Source organism: Clostridium neonatale (assembly GCF_001458595.1).
Lineage (GTDB): Bacteria > Bacillota > Clostridia > Clostridiales > Clostridiaceae > Clostridium > Clostridium neonatale.
Genome location: NZ_LN890328.1, coordinates 1,983,168 through 1,999,139, shown reverse-complemented (window position 1 = coordinate 1,999,139; position 15,972 = coordinate 1,983,168). Strand labels below are relative to the sequence as shown.

The following is a 15,972-nucleotide window of genomic DNA, read 5'->3' as shown; positions in this document are numbered from 1 at the left end:
AAAATAATATATTAAATGAAAGTTATTGTAACCTAGGAGGAAAAATGAGAATAATCGCAGGAAAAGCAAGAGGACATAAATTGATACCTCCAGCTACTATGGAAACTAGACCAACTTTAGATAGAGTTAAAGAAGCAATGTTCAGTTCTATTCAATTATATATTCCTGATGGAGTAGTGCTTGATGTATTTGCTGGAACTGGAAGTTTAGGATTAGAAGCAGCAAGCAGAGGTGCTAAAGAAGTCTATTTATTTGATAAAAGTGATGCTACGTATCCGCTGTTAAAACAAAATGTTATGAACCTTAAGTTTGAAGATTTCTGCTTTCCTATTAAGACAGATGCTTATGACGGGATGAATAGTTTAGCTAACAAGAATAAAAAATTTGACATAATATTTATAGATCCACCTTATTGTAGAGAAATGATTCCAGAAGCAATTAAAATTATTGTTAAAAATAATATGTTAAAGGAAGAGGGAATAATAGTAACTAAAATAGATAGTATTGAAGAAATATATGAAGGATATTCAAAAATTAAATTACTAAAAAGTAAGAAATATGGAAATACAACAGTATGTTACTATAAATATTATGAGGAGAATTAAAATATGAAAATAGCTGTTTATCCAGGAAGCTTTGATCCAATAACCAATGGACATTTGGATATAATAAGAAGAGGATCAAAGGTTTTTGATAAAATAATTGTGGCGGTTTTAATTAATGTTGAAAAGAAGCACTTGTTTGATATTGATGAAAGAGTAGAGTTAATAAAAAAAGTAACTAGCGATATTGAGAATGTGGAAGTAGTAAGTTTTGACGGATTATTGGTTAATTTTTTGAAGGAAAGAAATATTAATGTTATTTTAAAAGGAATAAGAACAACATGTGATTTTGAGTATGAAATGCAAATGGCAATTATAAATAAAGAATTGAATAATGATATAGAAACTATATGTATGATGTCATCTCCGGAATATTTACATATAAGTTCATCAAATGTTAAGCAGATTGCAGAATTTAATGGTAGCATTGAAAGACTTGTTCCAAAGGAAATTCTTCAGAATGTTATTGATAAAATCAAAGTATAAGGGGTGTTTTTATGGAGAAAATAGATGTAAATATAATAGAGCTACTTGAATATTTGCAGGATATAGTTGATAATTCACCGAAGGTTCCTATGAGTAGTAAGGTTATGGTAGATAAAAAAGAAATAATAGAAATAGTAGATCAAATAATTAATTATCTTCCAGACCAATTTAAAAAAGCAGAATGGGTAATGAATGAAAGAGAAAGAATACTTACCGAAGCAAAAAAAGAGTATGATGCACTTAGAAAAGAAACAATGGCTATGATGAGGCAAAATGTTGAAAATCATGATATTGTTAAAGAAGCAAAAGTACGTGCACAAGAAATTATAGCTTCTGCACAAAGAGACGCAAAAGCTATAAGACTTGGTTCAAGAGATTACTCAGATGAAATGCTAAGTCAGTTAGATTCAGCTATAGAAGAAGAAAAAATAAAATTAATTAGAAACATGCAAGCAAGTTTTGAAATTGCAGCAAAAGAAATTGACATAAGTCTTACTGGTGCATGTGATGTTATAAGAGATAATGTAAAAGAATTAAGAAGCATGAAAAAATAAATTATTTGTTACTTTTAATATAATTGTGAGTACAAGCAGCAATAAAAGTGGTGTAAACATATAAAAAATACTGAAGTGTGAATGTAATATGATTGAGGAAGAATAAGCAGTAGTTGGTAAAAGGTTCATAAGTATAAATGTTGCAATAAAGCTGAATATACCTTGAATAAACTTTATAAATATATATCTTGAGTATTTTATATTAGTTGAACTAACAAAGGAACTTACTTGAGCTATTATTGCTAATCCAGAAAAAGAACATAAAAAACTTATTATGCTTATTTTTAATGGTAATTGTAAATCTATCTTTGATAATATACTGCATCCATTAGTAATTTCTATACTTCCTAGGAATGATCCATAGATGGCATCAAAAGGGAGACTTAATATGTTTTCTATATATGAACATAAAGAATGTATAGAAGAACTATTTTTTACTAGTGCTATTATTACTGAAAATATTATTATAAAACCACCTATTGATAAAGTAGTATTTATAGCATTTTCAATTGAGTTTTTAATAGCTGTTCCAAAATTAAAATCACATTTTTTATTTAAGCGAAGAGAACTTTTATTAGATGAGGTTCTCTTTTTTTTTGTAATTATTCCTATAAAAATAATAGATAAATAACTAGATGCTAGAAGTATGTAACCAAAGTATACATTATTCAATAAAGCAGTGGCTACTGAACCTATTAGGAAAATTGGACCAACATTGGATGCAATATTCAATAGCCTTATATATTCTTCTTTATCTAAATAATTCATATTGTATAAATCAACACAATATTTAGCACCAAGTGGATAACCACACAATAAGCTTGCTACTATAGGAAAAGAACAATTTTCAGACAAATTAAGTGGTTTGCAAATTAATGGACCAAGTATTTTTGAATATAAACTTATGCCATCATAATAAATCAGAAGATTGCATATTACAACAAAAGGAAATGTGGTGGGTAAAATGGCTTTATACCATAATTTACTTCCTTCTATAGCAGCATTTAAACTTAAGTTTATATTTGCAGCAAATAGCACTATTAAAACAGAAATACTTATGCAGATTAAAACATTGATTTTTATGTTTAAGAGTTTAATTAATATAATAGTTAAAACAATAATAAATAACCATAAGATTGCAGTATACATTAAATCACCTCAGAATTAAGATAAAATTTTATAGATTAAAATAGATTTTATCAAAACATAATAATTACTTTGATACATAATTAATTAAAAATAAAATTTAAAATGTATATATCTTATGGTTATGTTAAATTAAATTATATTATGATAGGACTTTTTAAATAATCATCCATAGGATTGATTTTATTATTTAAAAGGGAGTATGCTTTTGTGCCAAGAATATCTATTTCTAGATGTTCATTTAAATTTTTTTTCGGCATTTTAGTTATTATTTCAATATCACTGTTATACTTTATTTTCTTTAGAATACTCTTTCCATTAGAATTAAAAGCTAAAACTCTGGCATAAGGTGCTGGAGATTTTGTCAGTTTAAATAAATCATATTTTTCAAGATTTAAAAAATATTGAGTTAAAATTCTATTTAATCTTGTATAAGTATATCGTTTGCTTTTAGATTCTAATATTAATTCATTTAAAGAGTTGCATTTTAATATACTGCTAAGTATTCTATTATCTAAACCTTCAGAAACATCAGGAATTTTTGAAAGAGAATTTCCATCTAAAAGTAATTTATATTTTATATATTTAAATATATCTTCTTCAAATATAAATGGATAACCTGAAAAACTTAAATCTTTTAAAATTTTATATGTTTCCATAGGAACCTCATTTTTTATCATATCTACGCTACTATTTCTTAAATGCTTTCTTATTGATGTAGCTGAGGAAAAGTTAGAATTTAACTGAGTACTATTATAAGTACCACCTTCACGTTTAAGAGTTGCAGGAGTTATATTGCTTTTTAATTTCATCAAGGACTTAATATATTCAATGCCTAAGATATTATTTGAATTAGATAAAACATCTTTAATATTGTCGTTTTTAAAATATTCAATTAATGCATTTGATCTACTTATATGAAAAGGAAGCCCTTTATATAGGTTATTTTTTAAAGAGAGTCTGTATTCATCAGGTTCTTTAATAAGAATTTCTGATATATCTTTTAGTATATTTACATTTCCACTTTCACTGCCGAAATATAAGTTATCAATAATATTTAATCTATTTAATAAAGATACACTTCCAAAAGCAAAATGTTCAGCTGATGAGACAGAGTAAACGAGCGGCAGTTCTAATACTAAATCTACACCATTTTTTACAGCAATCTCTGCTCTTTTCCATTTGTCGATTAATGCTGGAATTCCTCGTTGCATAAAGTTACCACTCATTACACAAACTATACTATTAGCGCTAGTGTCTTTTTTTGCTTGCTCTAAATGATATTTGTGCCCATTATGAAATGGATTATATTCTGTTATTATGCCTGTTATTATGGTAATCATCTCCTTTGTATATGTATTATAATTTTTAATGTATCAATAGTATACTATATAATTATATTAGGTGATAATCAAGTAAAAAGTTATTATATTAATGTGAAATTTTGTAAATACTAAATAAATTGATAATATTTTGTTTAACATAAAAAATAATAGATATTTAATTTTTATATCAAAAAATATATAATGACGGTATTACTAATTTGAAGGCTTATTATCAGATAATTTAGATTATTACAAATCTAATGAATTCTATATTTATGGTTGAAAAGACCATACACAAAGGAGTATATTATTAATATAGATTTACAATTAATGAAAGGAGAAAGAATTATGGATCTTATGAAAAAAATATGGCAATCTGCAAAAGCAAATAAGAAAAATATAGTTTTGCCAGAAGGTAATGAAGAACGTAATGTGACAGCCGCACAAAAAATATATGAATTAGGGTTAGCAAATCCGATTTTAATAGGAAATAAAGAAGAAATAATGAAAAAGGCTCATGATATAGATGTGGATGTTTCTAATATAGAAATAATTGATCCAGAGGAATCTAATGATTTAGAAAAATACATTAATGCATTTTATGACCTTAGAAAAAATAAAGGTATCACAATGGAAAAAGCTAATAGAATCGTTAGAGATCCGTTATATTTTGCAACAATGATGGTGAAGTGTGATGACGCAGATGGAATGGTTTCAGGTGCTATTCATACAACAGGAGATTTACTTAGACCAGGACTTCAAATAATAAAGACAGCACCAGGGGTATCAGTAGTTTCCAGTTTCTTTATAATGCAAGTTCCAGCATCAGAATATGGAGAAGAAGGATCACTTTTATTTTCAGATTGTGCAGTTAATCCAAATCCAACTGAAGATCAATTAGCAGCAATTGCAATAGCTACAGCTGAAACAGCTAAAAGACTATGCGATATGGAACCAAGAGTTGCTATGTTATCGTTCTCTACAATGGGGAGCGCAGATCATGAAGCTGTAGATAAAGTTAGAAATGCAACTAAGAAAGCTAATGAATTAAGACCAGATTTATTAATAGATGGGGAATTACAATTAGATGCTGCTATAGTTAAGTCAGTTGCAGATCAAAAAGCTCCAGATAGTAAAGTTGCAGGAAAAGCAAATGTATTAATTTTCCCAGATTTACAATCAGGAAATATAGGTTATAAATTAGTACAAAGATTTGCAAATGCAAAAGCAATTGGTCCAATATGTCAGGGATTTGCAAAGCCTATAAATGACTTGTCAAGAGGATGTACAGCTGACGATATAGTTAATGTAGTAGCGTTAACAGCCGTTCAGGCACAAAGCGTAGCAAAATAAGAAAAAGGGGAATTTGAAATGAAAGTATTAGTTATAAATTGTGGCAGTTCGTCATTAAAATATCAACTTATTGATATGAGTAATGAGAATGTATTGGCACAAGGGTTGGTTGAAAGAATAGGAATTGATGGTATATTAACTCAAAAAGTAGAAGGAAGAGAAAAATATATAGTAGAAACAGATCTCAAAGATCATAAAGTAGCTATAGACTTAGTGTTAAATACTTTAGTTGATAAGGCCAATGGTGTTATAAATTCAATGGATGAAATAAGTGCAGTAGGACATAGAGTTGTTCATGGTGGAGAAAAATACTCAACATCGGTAGTGATTAACGAAGAAGTTATGAAAAACTTAGAAGACTTAGTAAGTTTAGCACCACTTCATAATCCAGCTAATATAATTGGAATAAAAGCTTGTATGGCACTTATGCCAAATACTCCAATGGTAGCTGTATTTGATACTGCATTTCATCAAACAATGCCTCAAAAAGCATTTATGTATCCAATACCATATGAATATTATGAAGAAGATCATATAAGAAGATATGGATTCCATGGAACATCTCATAAATATGTAGCAGGAAAAGTTGCTGAAGTTATGGGGAAAAATATTAAAGACATTAAGACTATTACTTGTCATTTAGGTAATGGTGTTAGTGTTACAGCAGTTGATGGCGGGACATCTGTAGATACTACAATGGGATTTACACCTCTTGATGGAATTATAATGGGCTCAAGAAGTGGTAGCATTGATCCGGCAATTGTAACTTATTTAATGAAAGAAAAGGGATATTCAATAGAAGAAATGGATGAAATATTAAATAAGAAATCTGGAGTGCTTGGAATATCAGGCGTGGGTACTGATTTTAGAGATATAAGAAGTGCTGCAAGAGAGAATAACAAAAGAGCATTACTTACAATGGATCTTTATGGATATCAAATAAAGAAGCAAATAGGAGCTTATGCAGCTGCTATGGCAGGACTAGATGCAATTGTGTTTACAGCAGGTATAGGAGAACATGCACCTGAAATAAGAGAAAGAGCCTTAATAGACATGGAATTCCTAGGAATAAAAATTGATTTAAAGAAGAATGATAATCAGGATATCGGTGAAGGTATGGAAATTTCTACTGAAGATTCAAAGGTAAAAGTATTTGTAATACCTACAAACGAAGAGTTAATGATAGCAAAAGAAACATTAGCTTTAACAAAGTAGTAAAATAACTTGACTTTTGAGGTGTGACTTTATATAATTAGTGGTGTTTGATATAAATATATAAGCAAGGAGTGACAGAAAGATCCATATATTTTAAATTATATTTGGATTAAGCTATTATGAAAATACAAATTTCAGATATTGTTTCAGGAAAAGGCAGACATAAAAATATTGACTATACTTTTGAAATGAATCCATTTGAATTTGAAGGCGATATTATAAAACCAGTCAGTTCTTGCAGTGTGCAGGGAGATATATCTTCTAAAGATAATATTTTATTGCTGAATATTAATATTAAAGTCAATTTAGAAATGAATTGTTCAAGATGTTTAGATACCTTTATCTATCCAATAGATATTGATATAGAAGAAAGGTTTACAAATGATAGCAATTCAGAAGATGAAGCTATTATTGTAATTGATGATGTTTTAGACATCAATGAAGTAGTTGAAACTAGTATTATTTCAACTTTACCTATTAAAAGAGTATGTAAAACCAACTGTAAGGGGCTTTGTCAAACATGTGGATGTAATTTAAATCATGGTTCATGCACATGTGATAAAGAGGACGTAGATGTACGTTTTGAAGTCTTAAAGGGTTTTTTCAAAAATAAGGAGGTGTAATGAATGGGTTGTCCAGCTAGAAAGCAATGTAGTGCTAGAACTAAGAAAAGAAGAGCTCAAACTTTTAAAGCTAGTTTACCTGGTATAGTAGAATGTCCACAATGCCACGAAATGAAGCTTGCTCACAGAGTGTGTAAAAAATGTGGTTATTACAAAGGTAAGGAAGTTGTAGCTTCTGAAAACTAAAAGAAAGTCTTTATGACTTTCTTTTCTTTTTATATAATTATGATAATATATTAAGTAGTAGTATAATTATATATTAAAGAGAGAAAATGTTATTTTGAAACTTATTAAGCTAGAAAGGAGTGAGTTTAGTGAAAATAGCAATAGATGGGATGGGTGGAGATAATGCACCAGCAGCTGTTATAGAAGGTATAATTCAGGCTTTAGAGGAATATAAAGATATTGAGATGTATATTACTGGCCCTGAAAAAGAAATAAATGAGGAATTATCAAAATATAATTATGAAAAAGATAAGATAAATGTTATAGATGCTACTGAAGTTATATCAACTAATGAACACCCTGTTATGGCAGTAAGAAAAAAGAAAGATTCAAGTTTAGTAAAAGCTATGAACCTTGTTAAAGATGGAACTTGTGATGCGGTAATATCAGGTGGCAGTACAGGAGCATTTTTAGCTGGATGTACATTCATAGTAGGAAGAATGAAAGGTGTAGAAAGACCAGCATTAGCCCCTATTATGCCAGGAAGAAACGGAAGTTTTATGATAGTTGATGTTGGTGCTAATGTTGATTGTAAACCTTCTTATTTAGTCCAATTTGCTAAGATGGGTAAAGTATATTATGAAAAAGTGTTTAATGTAAAAAATCCAACTGTAGGACTTATAAATATAGGCGCAGAAGAAGAAAAGGGAAATGAACTAACAAAATCTACTTATCAGCTTCTAAAAGAGCATAATGAACTTAATTTTATTGGAAATGTAGAACCAAGAGATATTTCGACTGGAGATACTAATATACTTGTTAGTGATGGATTTGTAGGAAATACAGCTTTAAAAATGTATGAAGGAACTGCATCAACTCTTTTAAAAGTAATGAAAGATGAAATTATGAAATCATCAATTATTTCTAAAGCAGGGGTTTTATTGTTAAAGCCAGTTTTAAAGAAAATAATGAAACGATTTGATTATAAAGAATATGGTGGAGCACCATTTCTAGGGGTTGATGGCATATGTATTAAAGCACATGGAAGTTCTGATGCAAGAGCCTTTAAAAATGCTATTAGACAGACCGATATTTTCTATAAAAATGATGTATTGAATCATATGAAAAATGAGTTTAATAATTAAAATTAATAAAAATATATCAAACTTATATTGACGAGTAGGATATTATATAATATTATCTAAATGTAGAACGTGGGAGGTGAAAGTAATGTTTGAAAAAATACAGGCGATAATTGCAGATAAGTTAAGCATAGATGCAGAAAGCGTTACTATGGAAGCATCATTCATTGATGACCTTAATGCTGATTCATTAGACATTGTTGAACTTGTAATGGCACTTGAAGATGAACTAGAAATGGAAATTCCAGATGAAGATGTTGAAAACTTCAAAACAGTTGGAGACGTTGTAGAATACGTAAAAGCTCATCACGAAGAATAAAACAATCCCGCGTATGTTGCGGGATTTTATATTTATTTATAACTAGTTTATTCTTGAATTTGTTTAAACGCTAAAAGCAAATTGAAGAATAAACTTCAAGGAGTGGATTTTAAAAGTGAATAAGTATACACTTAATGAAATTGAAGATAATCTAGGAGTTTATTTTAATAATCATACGTTATTAAAGACAGCACTTACACATAGTTCCTTTGGAAATCAATTCAAGGATGCAGAGTATAATGAGAGGCTTGAATTTTTAGGTGATTCTGTTTTGCAATTATGTATTACTGAATATCTATTTAATAAATTTAAGGATAAGACTGAAGGTGAATTAACTAAAATAAGAAGTCTCATAGTTTGTGAAAATTCTTTATTTGAAATAGCAAAAAGGTTACAGCTAGGAAAATATATTAGAATGAGTAAAGGTGAAGAACTTACAGGAGGGAGAGAAAGAATATCTATTCAAGCTGACTGTGTAGAGGCAGTAATTGCTGCAGTTTATTTGGATAAAGGTATAGGCTTTGTAAGAGATTTTATATTATTACATTTTGAAAAGATAATACATAAAGCAATAAACAATGAAATTGTTTTAGATTTTAAAACAAAGCTTCAAGAGCTTCTTCAACAGGATGGAGAGGTGGTAATACATTATGATTTAATAAAGTATGAAGGACCTCCTCATAGACGTAAATTTTTTATTAATGTGGTTATTGATAATAAAATTATGGGAGAAGGCGAAGGATACAGTAAAAAAGAAGCAGAACAAAATGCAGCAAAAGCAGCTTTGAAGATATTAGGCGAAATAAATGAGTAAAAATTATTATATAATTCCAATATTTGTTCCTCAAGAAGGGTGCCCTCATAAATGTGTTTTTTGTAATCAGGACAGAATAACTGGACTAGATGAACAAGTAACGAGTCAAATAGTTAGAAAAACTATAAATGAATATTTGGAAACTATTGATAATTCAAAAGCTATAGTTGAAGTATCGTTCTTTGGAGGAACATTTACTGGAATAAAAGAGGAAAAACAAAAAGAATTTTTAAGTATAGCCAAGGAATATAAAGATAAAGGCCTTATAAAAAAAATAAGGCTTTCAACAAGACCAGATTATATAAATGATTATATTTTAAATTATTTAAAAGAATATAGTGTAGATATAATAGAACTTGGAGTTCAGTCTTTAGATTCTGAGGTATTAAAGAAGGCCGGAAGAGGGCATACTGTAGAAGATGTGGTAAAGGCATCAAAGCTTATTAAGGAGTATAATATTATATTAGGTCATCAAATAATGCCTGGACTTCCAGGAGATACTTTTGAAACTGATATTAAGACTGTTGAGTGTTCATTACAGATGAATCCGGACATATGTAGGATATATCCATCATTGGTAATAAAAGATACACCGATGGAGATAATGTATAAGCGTAATACATACATACCTTATACGCTTGAAGAAGCTGTTGAAATAAGCAAAGTTATGTATGATATGTACAGAAATGCTGGCGTAAATGTAATAAGGATAGGACTTCAACCTACAGACAGTATTGCAGAAGGTAAGGATGTGATTTCAGGGCCATTTCATCCAGCGTTTAGGGAACTTGTTGAAGGAAGTTTAATCATTGATAAAATAATAGAAAATACTAAAAATATTAGTGAATTTACAATAGAAATAAATTCAAAAGATATAAGCAAGCTATATGCGAATAAAAAATTGTATTTTAATAAGCTTAAGGCGCTTAATAAAAAAGTAGAAGTTAAACAAAGTGATAATATTTTAAGAGGAAATATTAAGCTATTGTTAGATGAAAAGAAAATGGATATAATATTTTAGCGAGAGGAAACTCTCGCTTTTCATATGTTTCGATAATTATAAATTAATAATAAATAAAATCTAAGGACTACTATATGATGAAAAATTTCTAATTATTGAAATTTTCTAATCTTTACTATAAACTTAATAATAATGAGAGGTGGTTTATTTATGAAGAAAAAGACAAGAGAAAAAATGATAGTAGCTATAACTATTTTTATTATATTAATTTTCGTTATAGGATTTATTCCTACTATACTTTTATTTTAGTGTAAGGAGTGGGAAATTTGTTTTTAAAATCCCTTGAGATACGTGGCTTTAAGTCATTTGCAGATAAAACAGAGTTGAAATTTAAAAAAGGAGTGACCGCTGTTGTTGGTCCTAATGGTAGCGGGAAAAGTAATATTTCAGATTCGGTAAGATGGGTTCTTGGTGAACAGAGCATAAAGGTTCTAAGAGGCGGAAAGATGGAGGATGTAATATTTGCTGGAACCCAATTTAGAAAGCCAGTAGGATTAGCTCAGGTATCGCTTACATTAGATAATAGCGATGGTAAGCTTTCAACAGAATATAATGAGGTTACTGTATCAAGAAGAATATTTAGATCTGGAGAATCTGAATATTTAATCAATAATTCAAAATGTAGATTAAAAGACATAAATAATTTATTTATGGATACAGGTATAGGAAAAGAAGGATATTCATTAATAGGACAAGGAAAAATAGAAGCTATATTAAGCGGAAGACCAGAGGATAGAAGATCGTTAATAGAGGAAGCTGCTGGAATAGTAAAGTTTAAAAATAGAAAAGAAGAAGCAGAAAAAAAATTAGCTAATACAGATGAAAATTTAGTAAGAATAAATGATATTATTTCAACATATGAAGAAAGAATTGAACCATTAAGAATTGAAAGAGAAAAGGCTTTAGAATTCAATGAGTTATCCAATGGTTTAAAGAAAAAAGAAGTATCACTTATTGTTCACGTAATAAAAGGAATGGAAGATGAGCTTAAAAGTATTACTGAAGATTTAAATAATCGTATTAAAGAAATTGAAGAGCAAAGGCAAAAGATATCTAATGATAAGATAGAACTTAAAAAATTAGAGGAAAAAATTGAGGAAATAGACAAAAAGACTCTAGAAGAAAAAGAGCAATATTACAACTTAAAGGAGATTATAGGTGAAGAGTCAAAGGAAATTGATCTTTACAATGAAAGAATAAAATCACTTGAAGAAAGAATTAAAAGAAATGATACTGAGATTAATGATATTAAAATAAAAATATCTTATATAAAAGAAAATAAGGAATTTTTAGAAAAAGAATTAGAAGAAAAGAAAAACGAACAAAAAGCTAAAGATGAAGAAATAACTTTATATGAGTCAACAAACAATGATGTTCTTAAAGAAATAGAAAAAGTTGAAGAAGAACTTAGAACTTTAAAAAAAGGCGAAATAGATCTTTTAAGAAAAAATTCAGAGATAAAAAATGAGATTGCACTTATAAATAAAGAAATAACTATTAAAAATGAAAGAGAAGAGCAGCTTAATTCATCTATTATTTCTTTAGAGCACAATATACTCATAAATACACAGACGTATAAAAGTCTAGAAGTTGAGATTGAATTAAAAAACACTGAAATAAAAGATTTGAATGAAGAGATAGAAGTCAATAAGAAAAAGATTAGTGCACTATCAGGAAATTTAACAAGAAAAGAAAACGAGTTTAGGGAATTAAATAGAAATTTAACTAGACTTGAAGCAAATAAAAATATGCTTGAAAATTTAGAAAAGCACTATGAAGGATATAACAGATCAGTTAAATCATTAATGGAATCTATTCATAATAATAAAATTTCCAAAGCAGAGGATACAAAGGTATTAGGAGAGATTTTTAAAGTTGAAAAACAATATGAAACAGCTATAGAGATTGCACTTGGTTCAGCTATTTCAAATGTAATAACTAAAAACGAAGAAGTAGCAAAAAATCTTATAGGGTATTTAAAAAGTAATAAGCTTGGAAGAGCAACATTTTTACCTTTAAATATAATAAAAGGTAAAAAGCTATCTTTAAGTTCAAATATAACACAAGAAAAAGATTTTATAGGCATAGGAAGTGAAATAATCACTTATGCCCCATTGTATCAAAATATAATGGACTATACTTTAGGTAGAACGATAATTTGTAGTAATATGGATTGTGCTTTAAACATAGCTAAAATTAGTAATTATAGCTATAGAATAGTTACATTAGATGGTGAAGTAATAAATCCAGGAGGGGCTTTAACTGGTGGTAGTATAAAAGGAAAAAATACTAATGTTTTAGGAAGAAAAAGAGAGATAGAAGAACTTGAAAAAGAAATATTTAAGAAAAAAGAGAGTTGTGATATTCTTGTTTCAGAGGCCAATGACTTAAAGCAAAAGATAAAGCAGTTAGATGAAGACATATTAAATAAAAGAGATGAAGTTCATGCAAAAAATATTGATTCTACAAAGAAACAAGAAGAAAAGAAAAATTTGCAAAATGATACAAATAAGCTTGCTAAAAGTTTAGAAATAAATAAAGAAGAATTAAGAAAAATTATAAATGAAAGAAATAAAATAGATATAACTCTTAAAGAAAAAGAAGAACAAATAAAAAATGTTGAAAGTGAAGATTTATCCAATAAAAATAGGATAACAGGACTTGAACAATATCTTAAAGAAAAACAACAAAAATTAGATAATATATCATCTAAACTGACTGAGATGAAAATAAATAAGGCTGCTTTAGATGAAGCGTTAGAAAGTAAGAAAAATGAACTTCTAAGAATGAATAAAGAAGTTAATGATTTTGAAGAAAAGAATGTGATTTTAAAAGAAGAAAGTGTAAATAATAGTAATAACATTTTATCTTTAACTAATGATATAAAAAACAAGAAAAAATCCATTGAAGAGAAGAATAACGAAATACAAAAACTTGAGCTTAATTTTAAAGATGAAGAAATACTAAAAGAAAAACTTAAGCAAGAGTTTAAAGAGAAAGATAATCTTATTAGCGGAGTACTAGATGAAGTTGCTAATAAAGAAATGGAAGTAAATAAGAGAGAAATAATTAAAGCTAAAAAAGAATCAGAAAATGAGCATATTTATAAAAAGCTTAATGAAGAATTAGAATTAACTTATGCAGAAGCATTAGAAATATGTGAACCTGTAACAGATGAAAAGATATTAAAAGAAGAGATTCAAGTAACAAAGGCTAAAATAACAAAACTTGGAGTTGTAAATTTAGGTGCAATACAAGAATACGAAGAAATTAAAGACAAATATGAATTTATGTCATCTCAAGCAGAAGATTTAGAAAAAGCAAAAGAAGAACTTATATCAGTAATAGAAGAAATGACACTTGAAATGAAAAGTGTATTTAAGGAAAATTTTAAGATATTAAATTATAATTTTAATGAAACCTTTAAAGATTTATTTAAAGGAGGAAGTGCAGAACTTATTTTAGGCGAAGGTGACGAGCTTGATGCAAATATAGATATAAACGTTGAACCGCCAGGAAAGAAGCTTCAAAACATAAATCTTATGTCAGGGGGAGAAAAAGTTTTATCAGCTATTGCATTATTATTTGCAATATTAAAGATGAAACCAACGCCATTCTGCATTTTAGATGAAATAGAGGCGGCATTAGATGATGCTAATGTTTATAGATATGCAGAGTTTTTAACTAAGTTTTCTGAAAAAACTCAATTTATAGTTATAACACATAGAAAAGGAACAATGGAGGCAAGTGATATAATTTATGGAGTTACTATGGAAGAAAAAGGTGTATCTAAAGTAGTGTCAGTAGACTTAAGCAATGATTTTGACTAGGAGGAATTAAGATGTTTGGAAAGTTGTTTGATAAACTAAAGGATGGATTATCTAAAACAAGAGATGGATTGACAGATAAAATAAATGAGGCTTTAAAACTAGCGATAACAATAGATGAAGATTTATATGAAGAACTTGAAGAAATATTAATAACCAGTGATATTGGTATGGATACAACAGTAGAATTAATAGAAAGATTAAGAAGTAAAATAAGAAAGGAAAAAATAAATGATCCAGCAGAAGTAACACCAGCATTAAAAGAAGTGATTAAAGAAATGTTACTTGAGGATACAAAGGAAGAAGAAGAAGCTGATAAAAAGGTTATGCTTATAATAGGCGTAAATGGAGTTGGAAAAACAACTTCAATTGGAAAATTAGCAGCTAAAAATAAAGAAGAAGGGAAAAAAGTTTTACTTGCAGCGGCAGATACATTCAGAGCAGCTGCTATAGATCAGCTTGAAATATGGAGTAAGCGTGCAAATGTTGATATAGTAAAACAACAAGAAGGGTCAGATCCAGCGGCAGTTGTTTTTGATGCCATAGAAGCAACTAAAGCAAGAGATGTAGATCTTCTTATATGTGATACTGCTGGAAGACTTCATAATAAAAAGAATTTAATGAATGAACTTGAGAAAATAAATAGAATTATAGATAGAGAATTATCTTCTTATAAAAAAGAAACTTTATTAGTTTTAGATGGAACTACAGGACAAAATGCAGTGATTCAAGCAAAACAATTTATGGAGGTATGTCCTATTGATGGAATAATATTAACTAAGTTAGATGGAACTGCAAAAGGTGGTGTGGTTTTATCAATAAAACAAACATTAAAGATTCCAGTTAAGTATATTGGGGTTGGAGAAGGAATTGAAGATCTTCAAGAATTCAATGCAGAAGAGTTTGCAGAAGTTTTAATTTAGGCAAAAATAAAATCATTTAAAAAAATATATAAGTGTTAAGTAAAAATACTTGACACTTATATAAAATCTTGATAAAATCTCTTTTGTGGGTAAGGTGATTAAACATGGATGAAAAAGAGCGATTTGAAATATCATTATTAATGGATTTATATGGACCATTATTAACTGAAAAACAAGCAGACATAATGGACTTATATTATAATGATGATTTATCTTTAGCAGAAATAGCTGAATTAAATAAAACAAGTCGACAGGCAATTCATGACCTAATCAAAAGATGTTATAAGCAGCTTTTGTCCTATGAGGGTAAGCTTAACTTACTTCAAAAGAGTATTGAAAAAAATAAAAAAATTATAGATTTTTTAGAAGACTTAAAAATTAATCATTCAATTGATAATGGTGAAATTTTGAGATATAAAGAAAAACTAGAAAATTTATAAAAAGGAGGTAAGTATAC

The 15,972-nt window shown here is 28.3% G+C and carries 16 protein-coding genes; 14 read left to right on the top strand and 2 right to left on the bottom strand.

Features of this window, described 5'->3' with window-relative positions; all coding sequences use genetic code 11:
* Positions 1 to 44: 44 nt before the first annotated feature.
* The 3 genes from rsmD to BN2920_RS15915 are packed head-to-tail and all read left to right on the top strand — an operon-like array spanning position 45 to position 1,642.
* The gene (gene rsmD / locus BN2920_RS15925; protein WP_058295965.1) at positions 45 to 605 is read left to right on the top strand and encodes a 16S rRNA (guanine(966)-N(2))-methyltransferase RsmD; all 561 of its coding nucleotides are present in this window, start codon (positions 45 to 47) and stop codon (positions 603 to 605) included.
* Positions 606 to 608: 3 nt separating this feature from the next.
* Positions 609 to 1,088: a pantetheine-phosphate adenylyltransferase gene (gene coaD / locus BN2920_RS15920; RefSeq protein ID WP_058295964.1), complete on the top strand. Its 480-nt coding sequence runs from the start codon at positions 609 to 611 to the stop codon at positions 1,086 to 1,088.
* 11 nt (positions 1,089 to 1,099) lie between these two features.
* Positions 1,100 to 1,642 carry a hypothetical protein gene (locus tag BN2920_RS15915; RefSeq protein ID WP_058295963.1) on the top strand — a complete coding sequence of 181 codons (543 nt, stop codon included), beginning with the start codon at positions 1,100 to 1,102 and terminating at the stop codon, positions 1,640 to 1,642.
* On the opposite strand, the gene ylbJ is transcribed toward BN2920_RS15915, so the two are convergent.
* Both ylbJ and BN2920_RS15905 read right to left on the bottom strand, forming a co-directional pair.
* Positions 1,622 to 2,791 (bottom strand): sporulation integral membrane protein YlbJ, encoded by a 1,170-nt coding sequence (gene ylbJ, locus BN2920_RS15910; protein ID WP_058295962.1) that lies wholly within the window; start codon positions 2,789 to 2,791, stop codon positions 1,622 to 1,624. The two genes, BN2920_RS15915 and ylbJ, sit on opposite strands and share 21 nt — an antisense overlap.
* A 134-nt stretch (positions 2,792 to 2,925) precedes the next feature.
* Entirely contained in the window at positions 2,926 to 4,131 is a 1,206-nt protein-coding gene (locus tag BN2920_RS15905; RefSeq protein ID WP_058295961.1) for a nucleotidyltransferase, read from the bottom strand.
* A 330-nt stretch (positions 4,132 to 4,461) separates the two neighbouring features.
* Here BN2920_RS15905 and pta point away from each other — a divergent pair, with 330 nt between their 5' ends.
* The 11 genes from pta (at position 4,462) to BN2920_RS15850 (ending at position 15,955) form a co-directional block, all read left to right on the top strand.
* A complete protein-coding gene (gene pta, locus BN2920_RS15900) occupies positions 4,462 to 5,466 on the top strand; it encodes a phosphate acetyltransferase (RefSeq protein ID WP_058295960.1) in 1,005 nt (334 codons plus the stop codon).
* An 18-nt stretch (positions 5,467 to 5,484) separates the two neighbouring features.
* A complete protein-coding gene (locus BN2920_RS15895) occupies positions 5,485 to 6,681 on the top strand; it encodes an acetate kinase (protein ID WP_058295959.1) in 1,197 nt (398 codons plus the stop codon).
* 119 nt (positions 6,682 to 6,800) lie between these two features.
* Entirely contained in the window at positions 6,801 to 7,304 is a 504-nt protein-coding gene (locus BN2920_RS15890) for a YceD family protein (protein ID WP_058295958.1), read from the top strand.
* A gap of 3 nt (positions 7,305 to 7,307) precedes the next feature.
* On the top strand, positions 7,308 to 7,490 hold the full coding sequence (gene rpmF, locus BN2920_RS15885) for a 50S ribosomal protein L32 (RefSeq protein ID WP_058295957.1): 183 nt from the start codon (positions 7,308 to 7,310) through the stop codon (positions 7,488 to 7,490).
* A gap of 128 nt (positions 7,491 to 7,618) precedes the next feature.
* On the top strand, positions 7,619 to 8,614 hold the full coding sequence (gene plsX / locus BN2920_RS15880; protein ID WP_058295956.1) for a phosphate acyltransferase PlsX: 996 nt from the start codon (positions 7,619 to 7,621) through the stop codon (positions 8,612 to 8,614).
* 85 nt (positions 8,615 to 8,699) lie between these two features.
* Positions 8,700 to 8,930, top strand: coding sequence for an acyl carrier protein (gene acpP / locus BN2920_RS15875; RefSeq protein WP_058295955.1), 231 nt, complete (start codon positions 8,700 to 8,702; stop codon positions 8,928 to 8,930).
* Between the two features lie 115 nt (positions 8,931 to 9,045).
* On the top strand, positions 9,046 to 9,744 hold the full coding sequence (gene rnc / locus BN2920_RS15870) for a ribonuclease III (protein WP_058295954.1): 699 nt from the start codon (positions 9,046 to 9,048) through the stop codon (positions 9,742 to 9,744).
* Entirely contained in the window at positions 9,737 to 10,765 is a 1,029-nt protein-coding gene (locus BN2920_RS15865; protein ID WP_058295953.1) for an elongator complex protein 3, read from the top strand. The genes rnc and BN2920_RS15865 overlap by 8 nt, the downstream gene beginning before the upstream one ends.
* A gap of 266 nt (positions 10,766 to 11,031) precedes the next feature.
* Positions 11,032 to 14,595: a chromosome segregation protein SMC gene (smc, locus tag BN2920_RS15860; RefSeq protein WP_058295952.1), complete on the top strand. Its 3,564-nt coding sequence runs from the start codon at positions 11,032 to 11,034 to the stop codon at positions 14,593 to 14,595.
* Positions 14,596 to 14,606: 11 nt separating this feature from the next.
* Positions 14,607 to 15,515 (top strand): signal recognition particle-docking protein FtsY, encoded by a 909-nt coding sequence (gene ftsY / locus BN2920_RS15855; RefSeq protein ID WP_058295951.1) that lies wholly within the window; start codon positions 14,607 to 14,609, stop codon positions 15,513 to 15,515.
* A 104-nt stretch (positions 15,516 to 15,619) separates the two neighbouring features.
* Entirely contained in the window at positions 15,620 to 15,955 is a 336-nt protein-coding gene (locus BN2920_RS15850; RefSeq protein ID WP_058295950.1) for a putative DNA-binding protein, read from the top strand.
* Positions 15,956 to 15,972: the final 17 nt, after the last annotated feature.

Coding starts and splice junctions, on each gene's coding strand:
- rpmF (WP_058295957.1), top strand. CDS start 7,308: ATGGGTTGTCCAGCTAGAAAGCAATGTAGTGCTAGAACTAAGAAAAGA.
- BN2920_RS15890 (WP_058295958.1), top strand. CDS start 6,801: ATGAAAATACAAATTTCAGATATTGTTTCAGGAAAAGGCAGACATAAA.
- acpP (WP_058295955.1), top strand. CDS start 8,700: ATGTTTGAAAAAATACAGGCGATAATTGCAGATAAGTTAAGCATAGAT.
- BN2920_RS15905 (WP_058295961.1), bottom strand. CDS start 4,131: ATGATTACCATAATAACAGGCATAATAACAGAATATAATCCATTTCAT.
- BN2920_RS15915 (WP_058295963.1), top strand. CDS start 1,100: ATGGAGAAAATAGATGTAAATATAATAGAGCTACTTGAATATTTGCAG.
- ylbJ (WP_058295962.1), bottom strand. CDS start 2,791: ATGTATACTGCAATCTTATGGTTATTTATTATTGTTTTAACTATTATA.
- rsmD (WP_058295965.1), top strand. CDS start 45: ATGAGAATAATCGCAGGAAAAGCAAGAGGACATAAATTGATACCTCCA.
- BN2920_RS15895 (WP_058295959.1), top strand. CDS start 5,485: ATGAAAGTATTAGTTATAAATTGTGGCAGTTCGTCATTAAAATATCAA.
- ftsY (WP_058295951.1), top strand. CDS start 14,607: ATGTTTGGAAAGTTGTTTGATAAACTAAAGGATGGATTATCTAAAACA.
- coaD (WP_058295964.1), top strand. CDS start 609: ATGAAAATAGCTGTTTATCCAGGAAGCTTTGATCCAATAACCAATGGA.
- BN2920_RS15865 (WP_058295953.1), top strand. CDS start 9,737: ATGAGTAAAAATTATTATATAATTCCAATATTTGTTCCTCAAGAAGGG.
- BN2920_RS15850 (WP_058295950.1), top strand. CDS start 15,620: ATGGATGAAAAAGAGCGATTTGAAATATCATTATTAATGGATTTATAT.
- pta (WP_058295960.1), top strand. CDS start 4,462: ATGGATCTTATGAAAAAAATATGGCAATCTGCAAAAGCAAATAAGAAA.